The sequence below is a fragment of the Bacteroides sp. MSB163 genome (assembly GCF_036416795.1).
Lineage (GTDB): Bacteria > Bacteroidota > Bacteroidia > Bacteroidales > Bacteroidaceae > Bacteroides > Bacteroides maternus.
In genome coordinates, this window is sequence record NZ_CP143867.1 from 2,813,054 (window position 1) to 2,832,626 (window position 19,573).

Here is a 19,573-nt window from a genome sequence, read left to right on the forward strand (position 1 = left end):
GTCCCATTGTCGAACACTAAACCACACAGCTAGTATTTGGAGGTGCATTAACACTCCCCATGGGGGTACAGGGACCGCCATATAGGAGTGAGGCGACGGACATAAAAATGCCCGTCACGGTTTCTTGGCAGGTTTCCCTGCTGTGTGGTAAAAAAATATTCGACATCACAAAGGTACAATAAAAAATAAAGTAGCAATGTAAATCGGGGAGGAAAATTCATTTGTTCTCCGATTAACTTTATTAATAATGCGAATCAGAAGTTGAAATTCATTCATAATGGAAAAGAAAAGAATAAAAGTGATTAGTGTTTGGTGATAAGTGATTAGCGCCATTCGGTATATTATTATTTAGACGCGGATGACACGGATAACGCGGATTTAAAAGGCTGCGCTATAAACGTGGATAAAAAAAAGATCCGCGTCATCCGTGTCTAAAAGATTATTTATCATTTAGCTCATAACCGCTCCGATAATGAGTTGAATTCGATTCCTGATTTCCATTAACAATGCCGGAATAAAGGATCGATGAATAAAATTGATCTTCGGAAAGGTATGACTCCCCCAAAAAACGCTACTCTGTTCTGAAACTTTAGAGAATCAATGTATTATAGTCTCTCTGAAAATCTTTATCTTTGCGGACAGTTTGAAAACAGAAGTGAATAATAATTGATACAATAACTTAAAACAACCAGAATCAAATGAAGCAGGATATGATTGTTATCCTTGACTTGGGTAGTCATGAGAATACGGTATTGGCTCGCGCCATCCGTGCGTTAGGTGTATATAGTGAGATCTATCCTCATGATATAACCGTTGAAGAACTGAAAAAGTTGTCCAATGTAAAGGGCATTATTATCAATGGTGGACCGTGTAACATAGTAGATGGCGTTGCCATCGATGTGAATCCTTCTATCTACGAGGCGGGAATTCCAGTGATGGCTGCCGGTCATGACAAAGCGACTTGTGCGGTGAAACTGCCACAGTTTACTGATGATATTGAAGCTATCAAAGCAGCTGTTAAGCCTTTCGTTTTCGAAACTTGCAAGGCCGAAGCTAATTGGAACATGACCAACTTCGTGAATGACCAGATTGAATTGGTACGTCGCCAGGTGGGTGACAGAAAAGTATTGCTGGCCCTTTCCGGTGGTGTTGACAGTTCCGTAGTGGCAGCTCTGTTGCTGAAAGCAATTGGCGACAATCTGGTATGCGTGCATGTAAATCACGGTCTGATGCGTAAAGGCGAATCCGAAGATGTAGTAGAAATGTTCGGTAATCAGTTGAAGGCGAATTTGATCTATGTAGATGTTACCGACCGCTTCCTTACTAAACTGGAAGGTGTGGAAGATCCTGAACAAAAACGTAAGATTATCGGCGGAGAGTTTATCCGCGTATTCGAAGAAGAAGCGCGTAAACTGGACGGTATCGACTTCTTAGGCCAGGGAACTATCTACCCTGATATTGTGGAAAGCGGAACGAAAACAGCCAAGATGGTGAAGTCTCACCACAACGTAGGCGGTCTGCCGGAAGATCTTCAGTTCGAACTTGTGGAACCGTTGCGTCAGCTTTTCAAAGACGAAGTACGTGCATGTGGTCTTGAACTGGGCTTGCCTTATGAAATGGTTTATCGTCAACCCTTCCCCGGTCCCGGTCTGGGTGTGCGTTGTCTGGGTGCTATCACACGCGATCGTTTGGAAGCTGTGCGCGAGTCCGATGCTATCCTGCGTGAAGAGTTCCAACTTGCCGGACTGGATAAGAAAGTGTGGCAATATTTCACCGTGGTACCCGACTTCAAGTCAGTTGGTGTGCGCGACAATGCCCGTTCTTTCGAATGGCCGGTTATCATTCGTGCCGTCAATACGATTGACGCGATGACCGCTACCATCGAACAGGTAGAATGGCCTGTCCTGATGAAAATTACGGATCGTATCCTGAAAGAAGTAAAACATGTGAATCGTGTTTGCTACGATATGTCTCCGAAGCCTAACGCTACTATCGAATGGGAATAAAAGACTTTTTGCTAAATAGCTAGAGCATTAAGCCCTTTCGGATACTTCATTTAAAGATACTTTCCGTATCTTTGCTGTCTCTCTTACAAAAGGTGGCATCTTTTGCTGTAAAAGATGCCATCTTTTGTGTTATAAGATGCCACCTTTTGCTACAAAAGATGCCATCTTTTACATGGAAGGAATAAGAGAAAGATATCAAAGGTAGTAATTAAAAACACGTAAAGACTATGGGAATGATTTACTTGGTAAGAAAGAAGCTCTTCCAGACTAAGGAAGGTGCAAAACAACTGTATTATGCCGTGCAACGTACACTGCAACCCAGAGGTGGGGTGACCGAAGACATACTGGCAAAACGAATCGCTCACCGGACGGGCAGGAGCGAAGGTGATGTAAAAGGAATATTGACCGACCTGCCTCACTTCATAGAAGAGGCCTTGAAGAATGGGGAGTCGGTATCCATCAAAGGACTGGGCTCTTTCCATATTGCGATAACCAGCGAGGGCTTTGAACACCCCGAAGACGTGATGCCGGGAACCGTGCGCATTTCGCGCGTTTACTTCACCGCTGACCGCGGATTGACCAGGGAATTAAGCAGGGAAATGAGATTTTTCCGCTATCCGCTGAGCAAATACTTCCCGGCAAGTATGTTAAGCAAGAAAGTTGTGGAAGCGGAAAAGAAGGCGGAACTGCAAGGAGAATTTCCGGAAGAAAAGATAACTGAGAACCCCTAAAGAATCCCCTTTCCACACTCTACCCTCCCCCCTATGAATAAAGGGTTGTAGAAGTGTGGAAGGGGAAATAGTACAGGTGCACAGTGAGGTTATACCCCCATGCATTCCCGATAAAAATCGAACATTTCGCAAATGGTATCTTTGTCGGCAGTCTGGTTGAGGCAAATGTCTCCGACTTCCTTCAATAGAGTGAAGTTGATGATGCTGGCAGTGTTCTTCTTGTCATGCTTCATCAGCTCATAAAGTTGGTCGTACTGTTTGCAATTGAAGGCAAAGCCACCGTAGTTCTCTTTGATGAACTGAATGGTCTGGCGCATTTTCTCTTTCGGAAAACCTACCTTTATATAAGAAAGGTATAGCTCGCAGACAATTCCCCAAGCAACAGCATAACCATGTAATACGGGGCGGTCTTCGGCAAGAGCCAGACTTTCGAAGGCATGACCTACGGTATGTCCCAAATTCAGCGCCTTGCGGATGCCGTGTTCCAGCGGATCTTGTTCCACGATATCCTCTTTTACTTGTACGGAACGGCCCACCATTGATTTCAGTGCAACGTAATCTATCTTGTCCGTATCGAAAGCCAATAATTCAGCAAGGTGCTCCGGGGTACTGATAAGACCGTGCTTCAACATCTCCGCATAACCGGAGAAGAAGTTGTGGGCATCGAGGCTACGCAGGAACTCCGTTTCAAGAAGTACACTGGCGGCAGGTGCGAAAACACCGATTTCGTTCTTTAACCCGTTGAAGTTGATACCTGTTTTACCTCCTACGGAAGCATCCACCATGGCCAGCAGGGTGGTGGGGATATTGATATAGGCAATGCCCCGCTTGAAGGTAGAAGCGGCGAAGCCACCCAGATCGGTCACCATGCCGCCACCCAGGTTAATCAGTAATGAATGGCGTGTAGCTCCCTGTTCGCTCAGAGCTTGCCAAACGGAAGCCAGGGTTTCCAGATTCTTGTGCACATCTTCGGCACCAATAACGATTTCGGTAGCCTCTTTCAGTGCCGGAATGTCATAGAGTTGCGGCAGACAGAGGCGGTGGGTATGCTCGTCGGTCAATATGAAGAGCTTGTCATGGGGACAATTCCCGATGGCGTTTGCCAGGCTGCTTTCCAGTTTCTCGCAAAGGATTACTTCTTGTTTACTCATCTGATTAATTACAAATTACGAATTATAAATTACTGATTGTGGATTCTAAATTATGAAAGAGATGGATACCTTCTTTGTTAATTGTGGTACAAAGATAGCTCTTTTGGCAATAAAACGTTATCTTTGCCTGTTGAAAATCGATGGGCTGACATGATGTTTCTGCCATCTGCCCCCACAATCTATAATTTATAATTAGTAATTCGTAATTTTAAAATGAGAGCACTACTACCGGTTTATTGTCGTCTATTAGGATATTTTGTGATAGCTTTGGCACTGTTTCTTCCGTTTCTGATGTTGATGCTGGGGAAAATGACGGATTCCAACCTCTTGTTTTATAAAGAATGTTCTAAGCTGCTGATGATGCTTGGCGCATTGATGATTCTGTTTGCCTACACCAAGAACGAGAATAAGGAAACTGAGCAGGTTCGTAATACAGCTACACGTAATGCCATGTTCCTGACCGTATTATTCATCTTTGGGGGGATGCTCTATCGCCTGGCGAAAGGAGACATCATGAGCGTAGATACTTCTTCTTTTCTGATCTTTCTGATACTGAATGTTCTTTGCCTGGAATTTGGTATAAAGAAAGCGGCAGTTGATAGATTGTTTAAGCGAGATCGTCGATAATTAGAATATTTTATTTAAACCTCATTAAACTTTTCCATTGAAAGCTTGTCAAATGAAACAGTATAAAAACAGACATTTTGTTTCATAAAAAACAGGCGCATGAAAAAAGTAATCATCGGAACAGTGTTATTGCTGACAACCGCACTTTCCGCTTTCTCACAGACTAAGAACATTACCGTAGCGGGGCGTGTCATCGAGGATGACACGAAAGAGCCCGCAGTACAAGCCACAGTACAGTTACTTTCGTTACCGGACAGTGCATTTGCGGCGGGTATCGCCACTACAGCACAGGGATATTTCACTCTACCCAAAGTGAAGGCCGGGAAATATGTATTGAAAGTTTCCTATATTGGTTTCCAACCTACAGTACTTCCTTTGCAACTGTCGGCTCAAAATCTCAATAAGAATGTAGGTACGCTAGCTCTGAAGACAGATGCCGTGATGCTGGCCGAAGCGGTGATTACCGCAGAAGCTCCGCAGGTCACTGTTAGCGAAGATACCTTGATGTACAATTCCAGTGCTTACCGCACACCGGAAGGGGCCATGCTGGAAGAGCTGGTGAAGAAACTCCCCGGTGCCGAAATTGATGATGACGGTAACGTGAAAATCAATGGTAAGGAGTTGAAAAAGATCATGGTAGATGGAAAGGAATTCTTTGGTGGAGACGTGAAAACGGGCTTGAAGAATCTGCCGGTGGAGATGATCGATAAGCTGAAGACGTATGACAAGCAGTCGGACTTGGCACGTATCACAGGTATTGATGACGGCGAGGAAGAAACCGTACTTGACTTGACGGTGAAGAAAGGTATGAACCGTGGATGGTTTGGTAATGCAGATGCGGCCGTGGGTACTGAAGACCGCTACGCAGCCCGTTTAAATGTAAATCATTTTGTGGATAAGACACAGGTAACCGTTATTGGTTCTACCAATAACGTGAACAACCAGGGCTTTTCAGGTGGTGGAGGTGGTCCCCGCTGGCGTCGTAACAATGGTTTGAACGCGCCTAAAGAATTGGGTATCAGTTTTGCCACAGAGAATAAGAAGATAGAACTGGGAGGAAGTGCCCAATATAATTATAATGATGCTGATATCGCTAATATCAACTCGTCCGAACGCTTCTTGCAGAATGGTAATTCATATTCCAACTCCAACTCAGTCAACCGGAACAAGAATTCTACATTCAGAGCTGATTTCCGTATGGAGTGGAAGCCAGATTCAATGACGAATATCATTTTCCGCCCGAACTTCTCTTATGGTAAGACGGATAATGCTTCGAGCTCATTGTCGGGAACCTTCGATGCAGACCCGTTCAGTCTGGTTGCTAACCCGAATGATTATCTTGATTTTGATAAAATAACCACCGAAGACCCATTGAAGGATATCCGCGTGAATGCTACGAACAGCGGTACGCTTTCCGACAGCAAAAGCATTTCGACAGATGCAACTTTGCAGATTAACCGTAAGCTGAATGATAGAGGACGTAACATTACATTCCGCGGACGCTTCGGTTATGGCGATAATGACAATAATCAGTACACGGAATCTATGACACGTTACTATCAGATTCCTACGAATCCGGACTCTACTTTGATTCGTAATCAGTATATCACTACTCCGACCAATAACTATAATTATAGTGCGCAAATTACGTATAGCGAACCGATTGCACGGGCCACTTTCCTACAATTCAGCTATCAGTTCCAGTATAAATACAGCGAGAGTGACAAGACGACTTATGATTTGTATCAGATTAATCCGGAGTGGGGAATTGGCGAACCGTTACCTGCCGGTTACGAGAATCATGCAGTGGATAGCTTAGGTAAATATGCCGAATATAGATACTATAATCATGATGCATCCGTATCGCTGCGTTTCATTCGTGAAAAGTATCAGTTGAGTGCAGGTATGTCTTTCCAACCACAGAGTTCCAAGCTTTCTTATAAGAGAGGGGATTATATGATTGATACAACGCGTTCTGTATTCAACTTTGCTCCGAATGTCGATTTCCGTTATCGTTTCTCTAAGGTAAGCCAGTTGCGCTTTAACTATCGCGGACGTACCGGTCAGCCGAGCATGGAAAACTTGTTGCCGATTGTGGATAACTCCAATCCGTTGAATATCCGTGTTGGTAACCCAGGTTTGAAGCCTTCTTTCACGCACTCTATGCGTTTGTTCTACAATACGTATAATGCAGAACTTCAACGAGGTATCATGACGCATGCCAGTTTCTCGGCTACGCAGAACAGCATCAGTAACAGTACCGAATACAATGAACAGACCGGTGGACGAACCACAACGCCGAAGAATATCAATGGTAACTGGAGCGCATTCGGTATGTTCGGATTCAATACGGCACTGAAGAATAAGAAGTATACCATCAATTCATTCTCTAATATCAATTATCAGAATAATGTGGCGTATCTGTACAATCAGGAAACTAAAGTTGATGATAAGAATACGACAACGGGCTTGACACTGAGTGAACGTCTGAATGGCGCTTACCGTAATGATTGGTTCGAATTCGGTTTGAACGGTTCTATTTCTTACACTGCTGAACGTAATAAACTGCGTCCGGACAATAACCAGGAACCTTATACTTTCTCTTATGGTGCCAATACTCAGTTGATGGCTCCGTGGAACATGACTTTCACTACCAATATCGCCAATCAGAGCCGTCGTGGTTATACGGATTCAAGTATGAACCGTAATGAGCTGATCTGGAATGCGCAACTCTCGCAGACTTTCCTGAAAGGTGCGGCAACGATAAGTTTTGAAATGTACGATATTCTGAAGCAGCAAAGTAACATTAGCCGTTCATTGACGGCAGATGGTCGTTCGGTTTCGGAGTACAATGGTGTTAACAGCTACTGTATGGTGCACTTTATCTATCGCCTGAATATCTTTGGTAACAAGGCTGCCCGTGAGAAGATGGGTAGAGGTGGATTTGGTGGCCCCGGTGGTCCAGGCGGACCTGGTGGACGTCCCGGTGGATTTGGCGGACGCCGTTTTTAAAGTAAACTGACCAGTTATTATTATAAGTTTCCCCTTCCATTCGCTTTCGCTGAAAGAGATGGAAGGGGATTCTGTTTTTTCTTTTTTCCATTAAAAAAACAGGAATTCTTTTATTTTTTCTATATTTGCTTTTGTGATTGACTGGAACTATATACTAAACCAAGTAGCTACCGTCGCCTTTGATATTATTTACTTTGGCGCTATCATCGGAACAATTGTTGTCATCATTCTCGACAATCGTAATCCGGTGAAGACACTGGCGTGGATATTGGTATTGATGTTTCTGCCTGTTGTGGGACTGGTCTTTTACTTCTTTTTCGGGCGTAGCCGGAGGCGCGAGCGAATAATAGAGCAGAAGATTTATAACCGTCTGTTGAATAAACCAATGGTGGAATACTTGGCGCAGGATGCCACTACCTTGCCTATAGCTTATAGCCGGCTCATTTCTTTATTTCGCAATACAACCCAGGCGTTTCCTTTTGACGGCAACTGTGTAGAGACTTATACCAGCGGTGTTTCCATGTTGCAATCCCTGTTGCGGGAACTGGCTAAAGCCCGGCAACATATCCATATTGAATTTTATATTTTTGAGGATGATGCCATCGGGCGAATGGTGCGGGATGTACTGATAGAGAAAGCACGGGAGGGCGTTGAAGTGCGTGTCATCTATGATGATGTAGGATGCTGGCATGTGCCCAACCGTTTCTATGATGAAATGCGTTCGGCAGGTATCGAGGTACGCAGCTTTCTGAAAGTACGTTTCCCTCTGTTCACCAGCAAAGTGAACTATCGCAACCACCGTAAGATTGTTGTGATTGACGGGCGAATCGGTTTTGTGGGTGGGATGAATCTGGCAGAACGCTATATGCGTGGGTTCTCATGGGGCATTTGGCGCGATACGCATCTTTTATTGGAAGGCAAAGCCGTGCATGGCTTGCAGACCGCTTTCTTGCTCGACTGGTATTTTGTAGACCGTACTTTGATCAGTGCCTCCCGTTATTTTCCGAAGATGGAGGCATCGGGTAATTCGTTAGTACAGATTGTGACAAGTGATCCTATCGGTCCCTGGAAAGAAATTATGCAAGGATTGAGTATGGCAATTTCCGGTGCGAAGAAATATTTCTATATACAGACCCCTTACTTCTTGCCTACGGAACAGATACTGGCTGCCATGCAAACGGCCGCATTGGCAGGAGTTGATGTTCGACTGATGCTGCCTTTGCGTGCGGATAATCGTCTTACGCATTTAGGTTCTTGTTCCTATCTGGCAGATGTATTGCAGGCTGGTGTGAAAGTTTATTTTTATAAGGTAGGTTTTCTGCACTCCAAACTGATGGTGTCGGATGATGAGCTTACTACTGTTGGCTCTACCAATGTAGACTTCCGCAGCTTCGAGCATAATTTTGAGGTGAACGCTTTTATTTATGATACTGAAACTGCACTGCAAATGCGTGAAATCTTTCTTCAGGATCAACGCGAGTGTGTACAGGTCTTTCTTAAAAACTGGGTGAAGCGTCCCTGGTGGCGGAAAGCTGCCGAGAGTGTGGTGCGACTGATGGCACCGCTTTTATAATGAAGAATAAAAAATGAAGAATTACCATGCGGCATCATTGCGCAGCTAATTCTTCATTCTTCATTTAAATATCGAGAAGTTCACACTGCCATATACCCGTCTCTCTACAAAGTTCGGATGATCTTCGAAGTTATCTTTCTTTCCATGTTCCAATACAAGCAAGCCTTCCTCTTTCAAGAGATTGTTTTCGAAGATAAGATTAGGAATGGTTTCCAATCCCTGCAATTCGTACGGAGGATCGGCAAAGATAAAATCGAACTGTTCACGTCCTCCTTTGATGAATTTGAATACATCGCCACGGATAGGGATACATTTATCGGTCTTTACCTCTTGCATTATCTTGCAGATGAAAGCATAGTGGTCCCGGTCTTTTTCAACGCTGATTACGCGGTCGCACCCCCGTGATACCAGTTCGATGCTGATGCTGCCGGTTCCTGCAAAGAGATCGAGTGCGGATACTCCGTCCTCAAAATCCAGATAATTGGCAAGTACATTGAACAGATTCTCTTTGGCAAAATCTGTTGTGGGACGTGCCTTGAAAGTACGGGGCACATCAAATCTTCTTCTTTTATATATTCCGCTGATTACTCGCATGTGGTTATTGCTTGTAGGTCGAGGTTAGTGGCAGGGTTCATGATGAATACCTGTCGGATAAATTTACGTAGTTCACTGAGCAGAGCTTCTTTGTCGGACAATTCACCGGTGAGGTGCATTTCGTCACGTTCCTGTTCAAAGCCGAGTTGCTTCCATATATATAATAGGTAATAGATGCGGTCCGCTGTCTGTTTACATTCAAAAGAGTTGGCAAGCAACAGGTGATTGCGGTCGTAGCAATACAGGTCGGCGGCATCTTTCCGCAGATGCACGTACATTTTCCGGCTGTTGCCCAAGCGGCTTTTGCTGGAGAAATGTTCGATGAACGAACTTGCCTGCGAATAAAATCTTACATCGGGATATTGTTCGCACAGGAAAGAACGAGCACTTTTGTCCATACTGAACAATACTACGACATTATTCTTTCGCAGAATGTTGTATTGCACAATTTCGTTTTCCCGCTTCGGGTGGTTATGATAAAAAAGTGTTTCCGTCTGTTCGTCTTCAAAGAACTCCAGCGGTACGAGGGTAAAGCGCTTGTCCGCCATGAGTATATTTACCCGGCGGTAAGGGTGTTTAAGCCATTCCACTTCACGGAAAGTCTGTTTTAGATTGGCTGTGAGGGAGAGTGATTCTTCTACTTTCCAGTCAAAGAAAGAGAGCCCGCCTTCACCCAGAGGGCTGAATACAGAAAAAGAAAATCCATCCGCACTGAGGCGGATGGATAACGTATATTGTTCCGATTTACTAAAGTCAATCGTTTCTATCATACAGTGTTGAGGATAGGGAATTATTCCCAGTTACCTGCGTTATTGTTAGCAGTTTCCAAGCTACCGATCATCAGACCGCAGTATTTACCCAACTTAGTTTGTACGTCTTTCATGTTAGCAATTTCTTGCTTGTCCAGACCACCCAGGTAAGTTTCATACGGAGTCTTAACTTCGAGCAGACAGAAAGGAGCACCGGATTTAGCTGTATCGTTCTTGATAGCCATTTCGAATTGTGCACCGCCACCGTAAGGAACATATCTCATAGAATCAGGATTGAAGCCTTTGGGGAATACAGTATCCAGTACGGCAACCCACAAGGTGTCGCGCTTGAAGTTTTCCAAACCTGCTTTCTTTACTTCATCGTATTTACCTGTTTTCTTGGCTCTGTTGATGATAGCAATAGCTTTTTTTTCTGTCATACCGTCTTCCAACTGCTTGTCATTCAATTCACCTTCTTTGTAGATGAAAGGCAACTTCTGGTTTTTAACAAAGTTGATCAAAGTGTCGAAACTTGCCGTGTACTGTTGGTGGTTCAAGTTACGATACTCCTGCTGTGCTTTACGGATGTCCATTAAACGGGCAATAACTGCCTTCTCTCTGTGCTTTCTAGCCTTTTCGAAATTTATAGGACCCATAATGCTGGTATAGCAGATGTAGATCAGTACCACTGCACACAAGCCTAAAACGATATTAAATACTGTTTTCATGATAAATATGTTTTTTAGTTGTTATATTCGTACCGCAAAAATAAAATAAATAATTCTAATGGCGATAGTTCCTGTAACTTTTTTCTATTACAAAAATGATAAATAACTATTTAGAAACGCAAATTAAGGAAATTTTTCCTTATGAACCAACTTTTGAGCAAGAAATAGTACTAAAATCATTAGCTGCCTTCTTGTTATCTCCCCGTAATGATGCGGTTTTTGTGCTGCGCGGATACGCTGGTACAGGAAAAACGTCGCTGGTCGGAGCGCTGGTACGGACGTTGGATAAGTTGCAACAGAAGTCAATTCTGTTAGCTCCTACGGGGCGGGCGGCGAAAGTCTTTTCGGCTTATGCGGGGCATCCGGCGTTTACTATTCACAAAAAGATTTACCGTCAGCAGTCTTTCTCCAATGAGGTAAGTAACTTTTCTGTAAACGATAATTTGACTACTCATACCTTATATATAGTGGATGAGGCTTCGATGATTTCGAACGAGGGATTATCCGGTGCTGTGTTCGGTACAGGGCGTTTGTTGGACGATCTGATACAGTTTGTTTATTCCGGTACAGGATGTCGATTGATATTGATGGGGGATACGGCGCAGCTTCCTCCGGTGGGTGAAGAACAGAGTCCTGCTTTGTTTGCCGAGGCACTGAAAGGTTATGGGCTGGAGGTGATAGAGGTAGATTTGACACAGGTAGTACGTCAGGTGCAGGACTCCGGTATATTATGGAATGCTACTCGGTTGCGCCAACTTATAGCTGAAGATGCCTGCGAGAGTCTGCCAAAGATAAAGGTATCGGGGTTCGCTGATATAAAGGTTGTTCCGGGCGATGAACTGATAGATACGCTGAGTACTTGTTACGACCGTGACGGGATGGATGAGACCATTGTCGTATGCCGTTCCAATAAGCGTGCGAATATCTATAATAATGGTATACGCGCGCAAATCCTTTGGCGGGAAGATGAATTGAACACGGGGGACTTGCTGATGGTAGCAAAGAATAATTACTACTGGACGGAGAAAAGCAAAGAGATGGATTTCATTGCCAATGGTGAGATAGCTGTTCTTCACCGGGTGCGTCGTACACGTGAGTTGTATGGTTTTCGTTTTGCGGAAGTTCTGCTCACTTTTCCTGATTACGGGGATTTTGAACTGGAAGTTAATCTATTGTTAGATACTTTGCATAGTGATGCGCCGGCTTTGCCTAAAGCGGACAATGACAGGCTGTTTTATGCTGTGCTCGAAGATTATGCTGACATTCCTGTAAAGCGCGAACGGATGAAAAAGATGAAGGCTGATCCGCATTATAATGCTTTGCAAGTGAAGTATGCTTATGCCGTTACTTGCCATAAAGCGCAGGGTGGGCAATGGAAGAATGTATTTCTTGACCAGGGGTATATGACGGATGAATATCTGACACCGGATTATTTCCGCTGGTTATATACGGCTTTTACCCGTGCTACAGGTACTTTGTATCTGGTGAATTACCCGAAAGAACAAATCGTATAAATAGCTGGGATTAAAAAAAATATCTGTTCGCATGCAGTAATTAACTATTTACTGCATTTTCATTATACGAATCCGATATAAAAAGACTAAAACAATGAAACACATCTATTCTATTCTAATGTTGATTTCACTCTTGTTTGTGGGTACTGCATGCGAGGATGATTATCGTGATATGGTATTTTTTACGGGAGAGGCGCCTATTTACCAGATTGGGACTTGTGATAACCTGATCGGTTCCGTGAATCTCTATTTGAGTAAACCGGAAGGTATTATTGTCGGTGTGGATGGAGGTGATGGCAACTATGCCATAATAAACGGCGACGATGCTGTGGTAACCGCTGCTTTTGTGAAAAATGAAAATGGTTATCAGCGCATATTGGTTACTCCTAAAGCACAAGGTGAGACTGCGATAACGGTAAGAGATGGTAGTGGTTCTTCGGCAATGCTGCGAGTGAAAGTAGATGAGTGTGTGAAATTTGTTTTGTATAAGGCGAAGGACGGCATTGTGCTTACCGGGGAGGCAACGGAAGAGCAAAAGAAGAATATAGCGGATGCATTCGCCGACTTCTTTACCGTAAAAGTGGGAGGATGCTATGAGATGATACCGGATAACGAATCTGAGATGTGGGAAAAAGGAACTTTACGTGTTCGTCCGGATGATTCTGCTATTGCTCCTATGATAGGGCGGTACGAAAGAGTGCCGGTTGTTGACGGTGAAGTGGAACGTTTAGGCCTGCTGTTTAAGTATAATAATGAAGAGCATTTCTACACTTTCAATGGTCCTGGTCTTACCAGAATGTCTGTAATGGAATATATGGACTTTTGGGAAGACGTTACCGAAGCCTGTCCGGTAGAAGTTCCGGCAGGATGCAGGGTTTACCATGTGGAACGCTTGAGCCCATACAGTCAGAGTATAAATAATTGAAAAAGATATACTGATCTAACCTTTTTTGTCAAGAGAGAATTTATGTATGTTTAACGGAATGGGAGGGCTTCGGCTTTCCCGTTTCTATTTTCTGCAAACAGATGATGTGTTAACTTGAAACAGATGATGTATTTTACTCAAACAGATGGTTTGTTTGGGGTGATTACATCGTTTGTTTTATTCCATAAGATAGTATGTTGTCATATAAAACATACTATCTTAACTTATTTCATTTCTATAGATACAAAAAAAGAGGAGAAACATTCGCTTCTCCTCTTTACTATATATCTTCCCGAAACTAAATCAGGATTACATTGACAAAGATACGACATTAGGATGTCAAAGTCAAGTCTTTTGCCAGTTATTTACTTGCACAGGCGAATAATAATCCGTCTGCCTTCAAATTATTAAATTCCGGCAAGTTCCAGTACCTTTTCTATTGCTGCATTCAGCCCGTCAATGTTCTTTCCACCTGCTGTTGCAAAGTGAGGTTGGCCGCCGCCACCACCTTGAATCAGTTTGGCAGCTTCTTTCACCAGGTTTCCGGCTTTCAATCCGCCTGCTACGAGGTTATCACTCAACATTACTGTCAGCATCGGTTTTCCTTCATTGATCGTTCCGGCAACGAAACACAAGTTTTCTGTAATCTCGCCACGCAGTTGGAATGCAATGTTCTTAATACTCTCTGCAGGTATCGGAGCACAAATCTTAATTACTTTTATACCGTGGATTTCCTGCATGTTTTTCAGCAATCTTTCCTTTATCTGTGCCTCTTTCTCCCTCATGAAGTCTTCCATCTGTTTCTTCAATCCGGCATTCTCTTCAATGTACTTGCGGATGGTTCCGGCCAAGTCGGGTGCATTATTGAAGAGCGCTTTCAGATCTTTCAGGGTATCTTCGATGGTGTCCATCAATTCCTCTACGCGTGCACCGGTGTAAGCTTCGATACGGCGTACGCCGGCAGCAACGGAGCTTTCAGATACAATCTTTATCATACCGATGTTTCCGGTAGCGGCAACGTGTGTACCTCCACAGAACTCAACGGATGAACCGAACTGAATAACACGCACATGGTCGCCGTACTTTTCACCGAACAAGGCGATAGCACCCAGTTCTTTGGCATCTTCAATAGGAATATTGCGGTATTCCTTCAAAGGTATGTTAGCACGGATTTTAGCATTCACCAGATGTTCTACCTGACGGATTTCTTCGTCCGTCACTTTCTGGAAGTGAGAGAAGTCGAAACGCAGTGAGTCGGGGGTTACTAAAGAACCCTTTTGCTCTACATGCTCGCCCAGTACTTCGCGGAGTGCAGAGTCCAGCAAGTGGGTAGCCGAGTGATTGGCTGCACAGGCAGCACGTTTGTCGGTATCTACACAAGCCATCATCGGAGCTTCCGGATGTGCGGGCAATTTCTTGGTGATATGTATCGGAAGGTTATTTTCCTTCTTTGTATCAATTACTTCAATCGTTTCGAATTCGCTGACCAATACACCTGTATCACCTACCTGACCACCACTTTCGGCATAGAACGGGGTATAGTCCAGTACGATCTGATACAATGTCTGGTTTTTCTGTTTCACCTGACGGTAGCGGAGGATGCTTGTTTCATATTCCGTATAGTCGTAGCCTACAAATTCAGTAGTTCCTTCTTTCAGTGTGATCCAGTCGCCGGTTTCTATGGCAGCGGCATTGCGGGCACGTTGTTTCTGCTGTTGCATCTCGGCATCGAACTCCTTGATGTCGGCAGTCATACCGTTTTCACGGAGAATCAGTTCCGTCAGGTCGAGCGGGAAACCGAAAGTATCATATAAGGTAAAGGCATCCTTACCACTGATTTCTGTCTTTCCGGCGGCTTTGGCGTCAGCCATTGTCTTATCCAGCAAGCGGATACCAGTTTCCAGTGTGCGGAGGAAAGAGTCTTCTTCTTCTTTAATAACCTTGCTGATCAGTTCTTTCTGTGCTTCCAGTTCAGGATAAGCCTCACCCATATTCTCAATCAGAACCGGCAGTAATTTATACATGAATGCCTGTCTCTGCCCCAGGAATGTATAACCGTAACGAACTGCGCGGCGCAGAATACGGCGGATTACATAACCTGCCTTTGCATTCGAAGGCAATTGTCCGTCTGTAATAGAGAAAGCGATTGTACGGATGTGGTCGGCAATCACACGCATGGCGATGTCTTGTTGGTTGTCTTTGCCATAGGTAGTGCCTGCCATATCAGCGATGGCTTTCAATATCGGCTGGAACACGTCCGTATCATAGTTTGAAGTCTTGCCTTGTAACGTGCGTACCAAGCGCTCAAAGCCCATACCCGTGTCGATAACTTTGGCGGGAAGTCCTTCCAGACTCCCATCAGCTTTACGGTTGAATTGCATGAACACAAGGTTCCAGATTTCAATAACCTGCGGGTGATCCTTGTTCACCAATTGGCTGCCCGGAACTTTGGCTTTTTCTTCTTCCGAACGTGAGTCTATATGTATCTCGGAACACGGACCACACGGGCCTGTATCGCCCATTTCCCAGAAGTTATCATGCTTGTTACCGTTGAGGATATGGTCTTTCGGAAGGTGCTGTTCCCAAAAGGCAGCAGCTTCATTGTCCCGTTCCAATCCTTCTTCGGAGCTACCTTCGAATACGGTGGCATACAGATTCTTAGGGTCTATCTTCAGTACATCCACCAGATATTCCCATGCCCAGTTGATAGCCTCTTTCTTAAAGTAGTCACCGAACGACCAGTTACCCAGCATCTCGAACATGGTATGGTGGTACGTATCGTGTCCTACTTCTTCTAGGTCATTATGTTTTCCGCTAACGCGCAGGCATTTCTGCGAGTCCGCGACTCTTTTATATTTTGCCGGGTGGTTACCCAAAATAATATCTTTAAACTGGTTCATCCCCGCATTAGTAAACATCAGTGTCGGGTCATCTTTAATTACCATTGGAGCCGAGGGCACTATCTGATGGCCTTTGCTCTCGAAGAAACTCTTGAATGAGTTCCGGATTTCATTTGCAGTCAACATACTCTTCTATTTATCTTAATCTGTTACTATCTTCTGTTCGCTATTATCTACTAACTACTTGCTACTTAGTATTAATATTCTTGAAAAAACTGTGCAAAGATAGCTTGTTTTTATTACTTTTGCCGTATTAATGAGCGAAATATTTCCAAAAGATGCGCAAAGTTTACTACATTTATAATCCACAGACGCAGACTTATGACCGTATTTACCCTACTGTCCGGCAACGGATGGTGAGTCTCCTGCGCCGTTTGTTTATCGGCATGGGCTTAGGGGCAGGTAGTTTCATTATTCTGCTGATTATCTTCGGTTCACCTTCCGAGAAAGAGTTGAGGAAGGAAAATAGCCAACTTTTAGCGCAATACAATGTGCTTTCCCGTCGTCTGGACGAGGCAATGGGGGTGTTGCAGGATGTGCAGCAGCGTGATGATAACCTGTATCGGGTTATATTTGCGGCTGACCCTGTACCTTCGGCTATTCGTCAGGCAGGGTATGGCGGCACTAACCGTTATGAACACCTGATGGATATGGCGAACTCCGATCTGGTAGTGAATACAACTCAGAAGATGGATATGCTCAGCAAGCAACTCTATATCCAGTCACGTTCCTTCGATGATGTGGTGGATATGTGTAAGAGCCATGATGAAATGTTGCGTTGTATCCCGGCTATCCAGCCTGTTTCCAATAAAGACCTTCGCAAAACAGCTTCCGGTTACGGAACGCGTATCGACCCTATTTACGGAACTACAAAATTCCATGCAGGTATGGACTTCTCGGCACCTTTGGGTACGGATGTTTATGCCACAGGAGATGGTACGGTGATACAGATGGGGTGGCAAACCGGATATGGTAACCGGATTGTGGTAGATCATGGATTTGGTTATCAGACCGTATACGCGCATTTGCGTGATTTCCGTACTAAAGTAGGAAAGAAGGTGGTGCGCGGTGAAGTCATTGGCGGGGTAGGCAGTACGGGAAAGAGTACAGGCCCTCACTTGCATTATGAAGTTCATGTAAAAGGTCAGGTAGTCAACCCTGTCAACTATTATTTTATGGATTTGAGTGCTGAGGATTACGACCGGATGATACAGATTGCTGCCAACCATGGTAAAGTCCTCGATTAACAGCTATGGATAAAGATCTGAAATTATATTATTCCATCAGTGAGGTAGCCCAGATGTTCGATGTGAACGAGTCCTTGCTTCGTTTCTGGGAGAAAGAGTTTCCACAACTTTCTCCGAAGAAGGGGAGTCGTGGGGTGCGGCAATATCGCAAAGAGGATATTGAAACTGTGAAGCTGATCTATCATCTGGTGAAGGAACGGGGAATGACATTACCCGGTGCCCGCCAGCGAATGAAGGATAATAAAGAGACGACTCTTCGTAACTTTGAAATTGTAGATCGCCTGAAAGCTATTCGTGAAGAACTGCTCAATATGAAGAGAGCCCTTGACGGATTTACTTATGAACAGGTGGAGGAACTGAAAAAAGATATTCAGCAGGGATAAGAGAATCACAATAAATGAAAAGCGGATTGAGAACTACACGATGTAGACTTCAATCCGCTTTTATGTTATAGAAACTGCTTTACTTAGAATTCGAAACCGAACTTGATTCCGATACCATTTATTGACTCATTATCATAGTAATAGTAGCTGTTATAGTAGTATTCGTAATCATATTCTTGATATGCATATTCCAGTTTAAGATTCAGTGCCATTTTTTTGGCAAGGGCGAAGCGTACACCTATACCCAATGTAACAAAGGCCCCCTCTACATCACCAGCGGCATAACCGCTTTTAATATCAGCAAACGGAGTAATCTTGTTTTTGGTAAAATTTGCTCTGAAGCTGGCAAATATGGGAACAGAGTATAAATCTGCGTCCGTATAGTAATTTATTCCCAAACCACCTCCGACAAATAGATAATTGTTAAACTGATAACCATGTGTAGTTGATAAGGTAAATCTGTTAGCATTAGAATCACTCAAATCAAAAATGTAACCGGTTTCAACAAAGCCCTTATACCCTCTCAAAGTACTACTCTTTTTCCCGAAATTCTGGTATTTATTCTTTGAAGTACCTACTTCTTTCGTGATTTTCTCAACTTCATTCATTGGATAGGCAAATATGCTTCCATCAGCAGTTTGTATTTTCAGTGAACTGTTGGGTATTTGTTCGACAATAATGCCGCGAATAATACTTCCATTTTTCAAATAAACAACTTCGGTATAGTTTTGTGCTGCGCAGTGAAGGCTGATACCTACTAGTAAAGTGAATAATAATAGTAATTTTTTCATTGTATTTTGTTTTTAGTATATTTATTGGTGTTAGAGGTTGTTGATAACCTTATGGATGGAGCCTGCCCAATAATTACGCAGCCCGAAACCTCTTGCTTTACCACCGGTTGCCCAGTCCTGTATTATTTCTTTCGTTTCCGTATTGAAGAATACTACTTGATAAGAACCGTATGCTTCTGCTTTGTTCAGTAATTTGGCAATGATAACCAAGCCAATACCCGGTTTCTTTTGCGTGGGAAGTGCGTTTACAATTTGCTTAATCTGATCTTCACTCAGCACATAGCTTGCATTGGTCGTCATCAATTCTTGTGGATCGATAGCTTCATTGACCTGATTGACAGCATCGAGTGAGATTTCATTAACTCTTACTTTCAGCTTCTTACTTACGTCATATTTCTTGGCTTCGGTAATGAACAATTGGTTAATTCCATCAAATGCCACTTTAAATTGTGCCGGGGTTTCTGCTGCGCCAAATACTTTAGCCGCTGAATAGTCCACTCCATAGAAATTGATACTTTCAACTTCTTTAAGGAAGTTCTTGTTTTGTCCGAAACAAATCATGCTTGTTGCAAGGAACAGAAGGGTGAATAACTTTTTCATACAATTAATAATTTAGAATCAGTACTCAGTTTATTATTCTGT

The 19,573-nt window shown here is 43.7% G+C and carries 16 protein-coding genes; 9 read left to right on the forward strand and 7 right to left on the reverse strand.

What is annotated here, in order from left to right:
• Positions 1-698 precede the first annotated feature (698 nt).
• Both guaA and VYM24_RS10230 read left to right on the forward strand, forming a co-directional pair.
• A complete protein-coding gene (gene guaA, locus VYM24_RS10225; RefSeq protein WP_044262509.1) occupies positions 699-2,006 on the forward strand; it encodes a glutamine-hydrolyzing GMP synthase in 1,308 nt (435 codons plus the stop codon).
• Positions 2,007-2,233: 227 nt separating this feature from the next.
• On the forward strand, positions 2,234-2,737 hold the full coding sequence (locus VYM24_RS10230) for an HU family DNA-binding protein (protein WP_291552046.1): 504 nt from the start codon (positions 2,234-2,236) through the stop codon (positions 2,735-2,737).
• Between the two features lie 89 nt (positions 2,738-2,826).
• Here VYM24_RS10230 and aroB read toward each other — a convergent pair whose 3' ends face one another.
• Positions 2,827-3,888: a 3-dehydroquinate synthase gene (aroB, locus tag VYM24_RS10235; RefSeq protein ID WP_291552044.1), complete on the reverse strand. Its 1,062-nt coding sequence runs from the start codon at positions 3,886-3,888 to the stop codon at positions 2,827-2,829.
• 213 nt (positions 3,889-4,101) lie between these two features.
• Between aroB and VYM24_RS10240 the strand changes: the two genes are divergently transcribed.
• The 3 genes from VYM24_RS10240 (at position 4,102) to cls (ending at position 9,100) form a co-directional block, all read left to right on the forward strand.
• The gene (locus VYM24_RS10240; RefSeq protein WP_007212300.1) at positions 4,102-4,515 is read left to right on the forward strand and encodes a hypothetical protein; all 414 of its coding nucleotides are present in this window, start codon (positions 4,102-4,104) and stop codon (positions 4,513-4,515) included.
• A gap of 99 nt (positions 4,516-4,614) precedes the next feature.
• A complete protein-coding gene (locus tag VYM24_RS10245; RefSeq protein ID WP_330942068.1) occupies positions 4,615-7,527 on the forward strand; it encodes a TonB-dependent receptor in 2,913 nt (970 codons plus the stop codon).
• Positions 7,528-7,660: 133 nt separating this feature from the next.
• Positions 7,661-9,100: a cardiolipin synthase gene (gene cls, locus VYM24_RS10250; RefSeq protein WP_330942069.1), complete on the forward strand. Its 1,440-nt coding sequence runs from the start codon at positions 7,661-7,663 to the stop codon at positions 9,098-9,100.
• Positions 9,101-9,160: 60 nt separating this feature from the next.
• On the opposite strand, the gene rsmD is transcribed toward cls, so the two are convergent.
• The 3 genes from rsmD to VYM24_RS10265 are packed head-to-tail and all read right to left on the reverse strand — an operon-like array spanning position 9,161 to position 11,171.
• Complete coding sequence (gene rsmD / locus VYM24_RS10255; protein ID WP_291552034.1) at positions 9,161-9,694, reverse strand: 16S rRNA (guanine(966)-N(2))-methyltransferase RsmD; 534 nt, start codon at positions 9,692-9,694, stop codon at positions 9,161-9,163.
• On the reverse strand, positions 9,685-10,464 hold the full coding sequence (locus tag VYM24_RS10260) for a DUF3822 family protein (RefSeq protein WP_291552031.1): 780 nt from the start codon (positions 10,462-10,464) through the stop codon (positions 9,685-9,687). Before VYM24_RS10260 ends, rsmD begins: the two co-directional genes overlap by 10 nt.
• A 20-nt stretch (positions 10,465-10,484) precedes the next feature.
• Entirely contained in the window at positions 10,485-11,171 is a 687-nt protein-coding gene (locus VYM24_RS10265) for a hypothetical protein (protein ID WP_291552028.1), read from the reverse strand.
• Between the two features lie 95 nt (positions 11,172-11,266).
• Here VYM24_RS10265 and VYM24_RS10270 point away from each other — a divergent pair, with 95 nt between their 5' ends.
• Entirely contained in the window at positions 11,267-12,685 is a 1,419-nt protein-coding gene (locus VYM24_RS10270) for an ATP-dependent DNA helicase (RefSeq protein WP_291552025.1), read from the forward strand.
• A gap of 94 nt (positions 12,686-12,779) precedes the next feature.
• Positions 12,780-13,610, forward strand: a complete 831-nt coding sequence (locus VYM24_RS10275) for a hypothetical protein (RefSeq protein ID WP_291552022.1) — start codon at positions 12,780-12,782, stop codon at positions 13,608-13,610.
• Between the two features lie 407 nt (positions 13,611-14,017).
• On the opposite strand, the gene alaS is transcribed toward VYM24_RS10275, so the two are convergent.
• On the reverse strand, positions 14,018-16,636 hold the full coding sequence (gene alaS / locus VYM24_RS10280; protein WP_330942070.1) for an alanine--tRNA ligase: 2,619 nt from the start codon (positions 16,634-16,636) through the stop codon (positions 14,018-14,020).
• A 152-nt stretch (positions 16,637-16,788) separates the two neighbouring features.
• On the opposite strand from alaS, the gene VYM24_RS10285 reads away from it, so the two are divergent.
• On the forward strand, positions 16,789-17,757 hold the full coding sequence (locus VYM24_RS10285) for a M23 family metallopeptidase (protein WP_007215113.1): 969 nt from the start codon (positions 16,789-16,791) through the stop codon (positions 17,755-17,757).
• Positions 17,758-17,762: 5 nt separating this feature from the next.
• Positions 17,763-18,140 carry a MerR family transcriptional regulator gene (locus tag VYM24_RS10290; protein ID WP_299093446.1) on the forward strand — a complete coding sequence of 126 codons (378 nt, stop codon included), beginning with the start codon at positions 17,763-17,765 and terminating at the stop codon, positions 18,138-18,140.
• 83 nt (positions 18,141-18,223) lie between these two features.
• Here VYM24_RS10290 and VYM24_RS10295 read toward each other — a convergent pair whose 3' ends face one another.
• Positions 18,224-18,931, reverse strand: a complete 708-nt coding sequence (locus tag VYM24_RS10295) for a hypothetical protein (protein ID WP_217715447.1) — start codon at positions 18,929-18,931, stop codon at positions 18,224-18,226.
• 30 nt (positions 18,932-18,961) lie between these two features.
• Positions 18,962-19,531 carry a hypothetical protein gene (locus VYM24_RS10300; protein WP_217715446.1) on the reverse strand — a complete coding sequence of 190 codons (570 nt, stop codon included), beginning with the start codon at positions 19,529-19,531 and terminating at the stop codon, positions 18,962-18,964.
• Between the last annotated feature and the right edge of the window lie 42 nt (positions 19,532-19,573).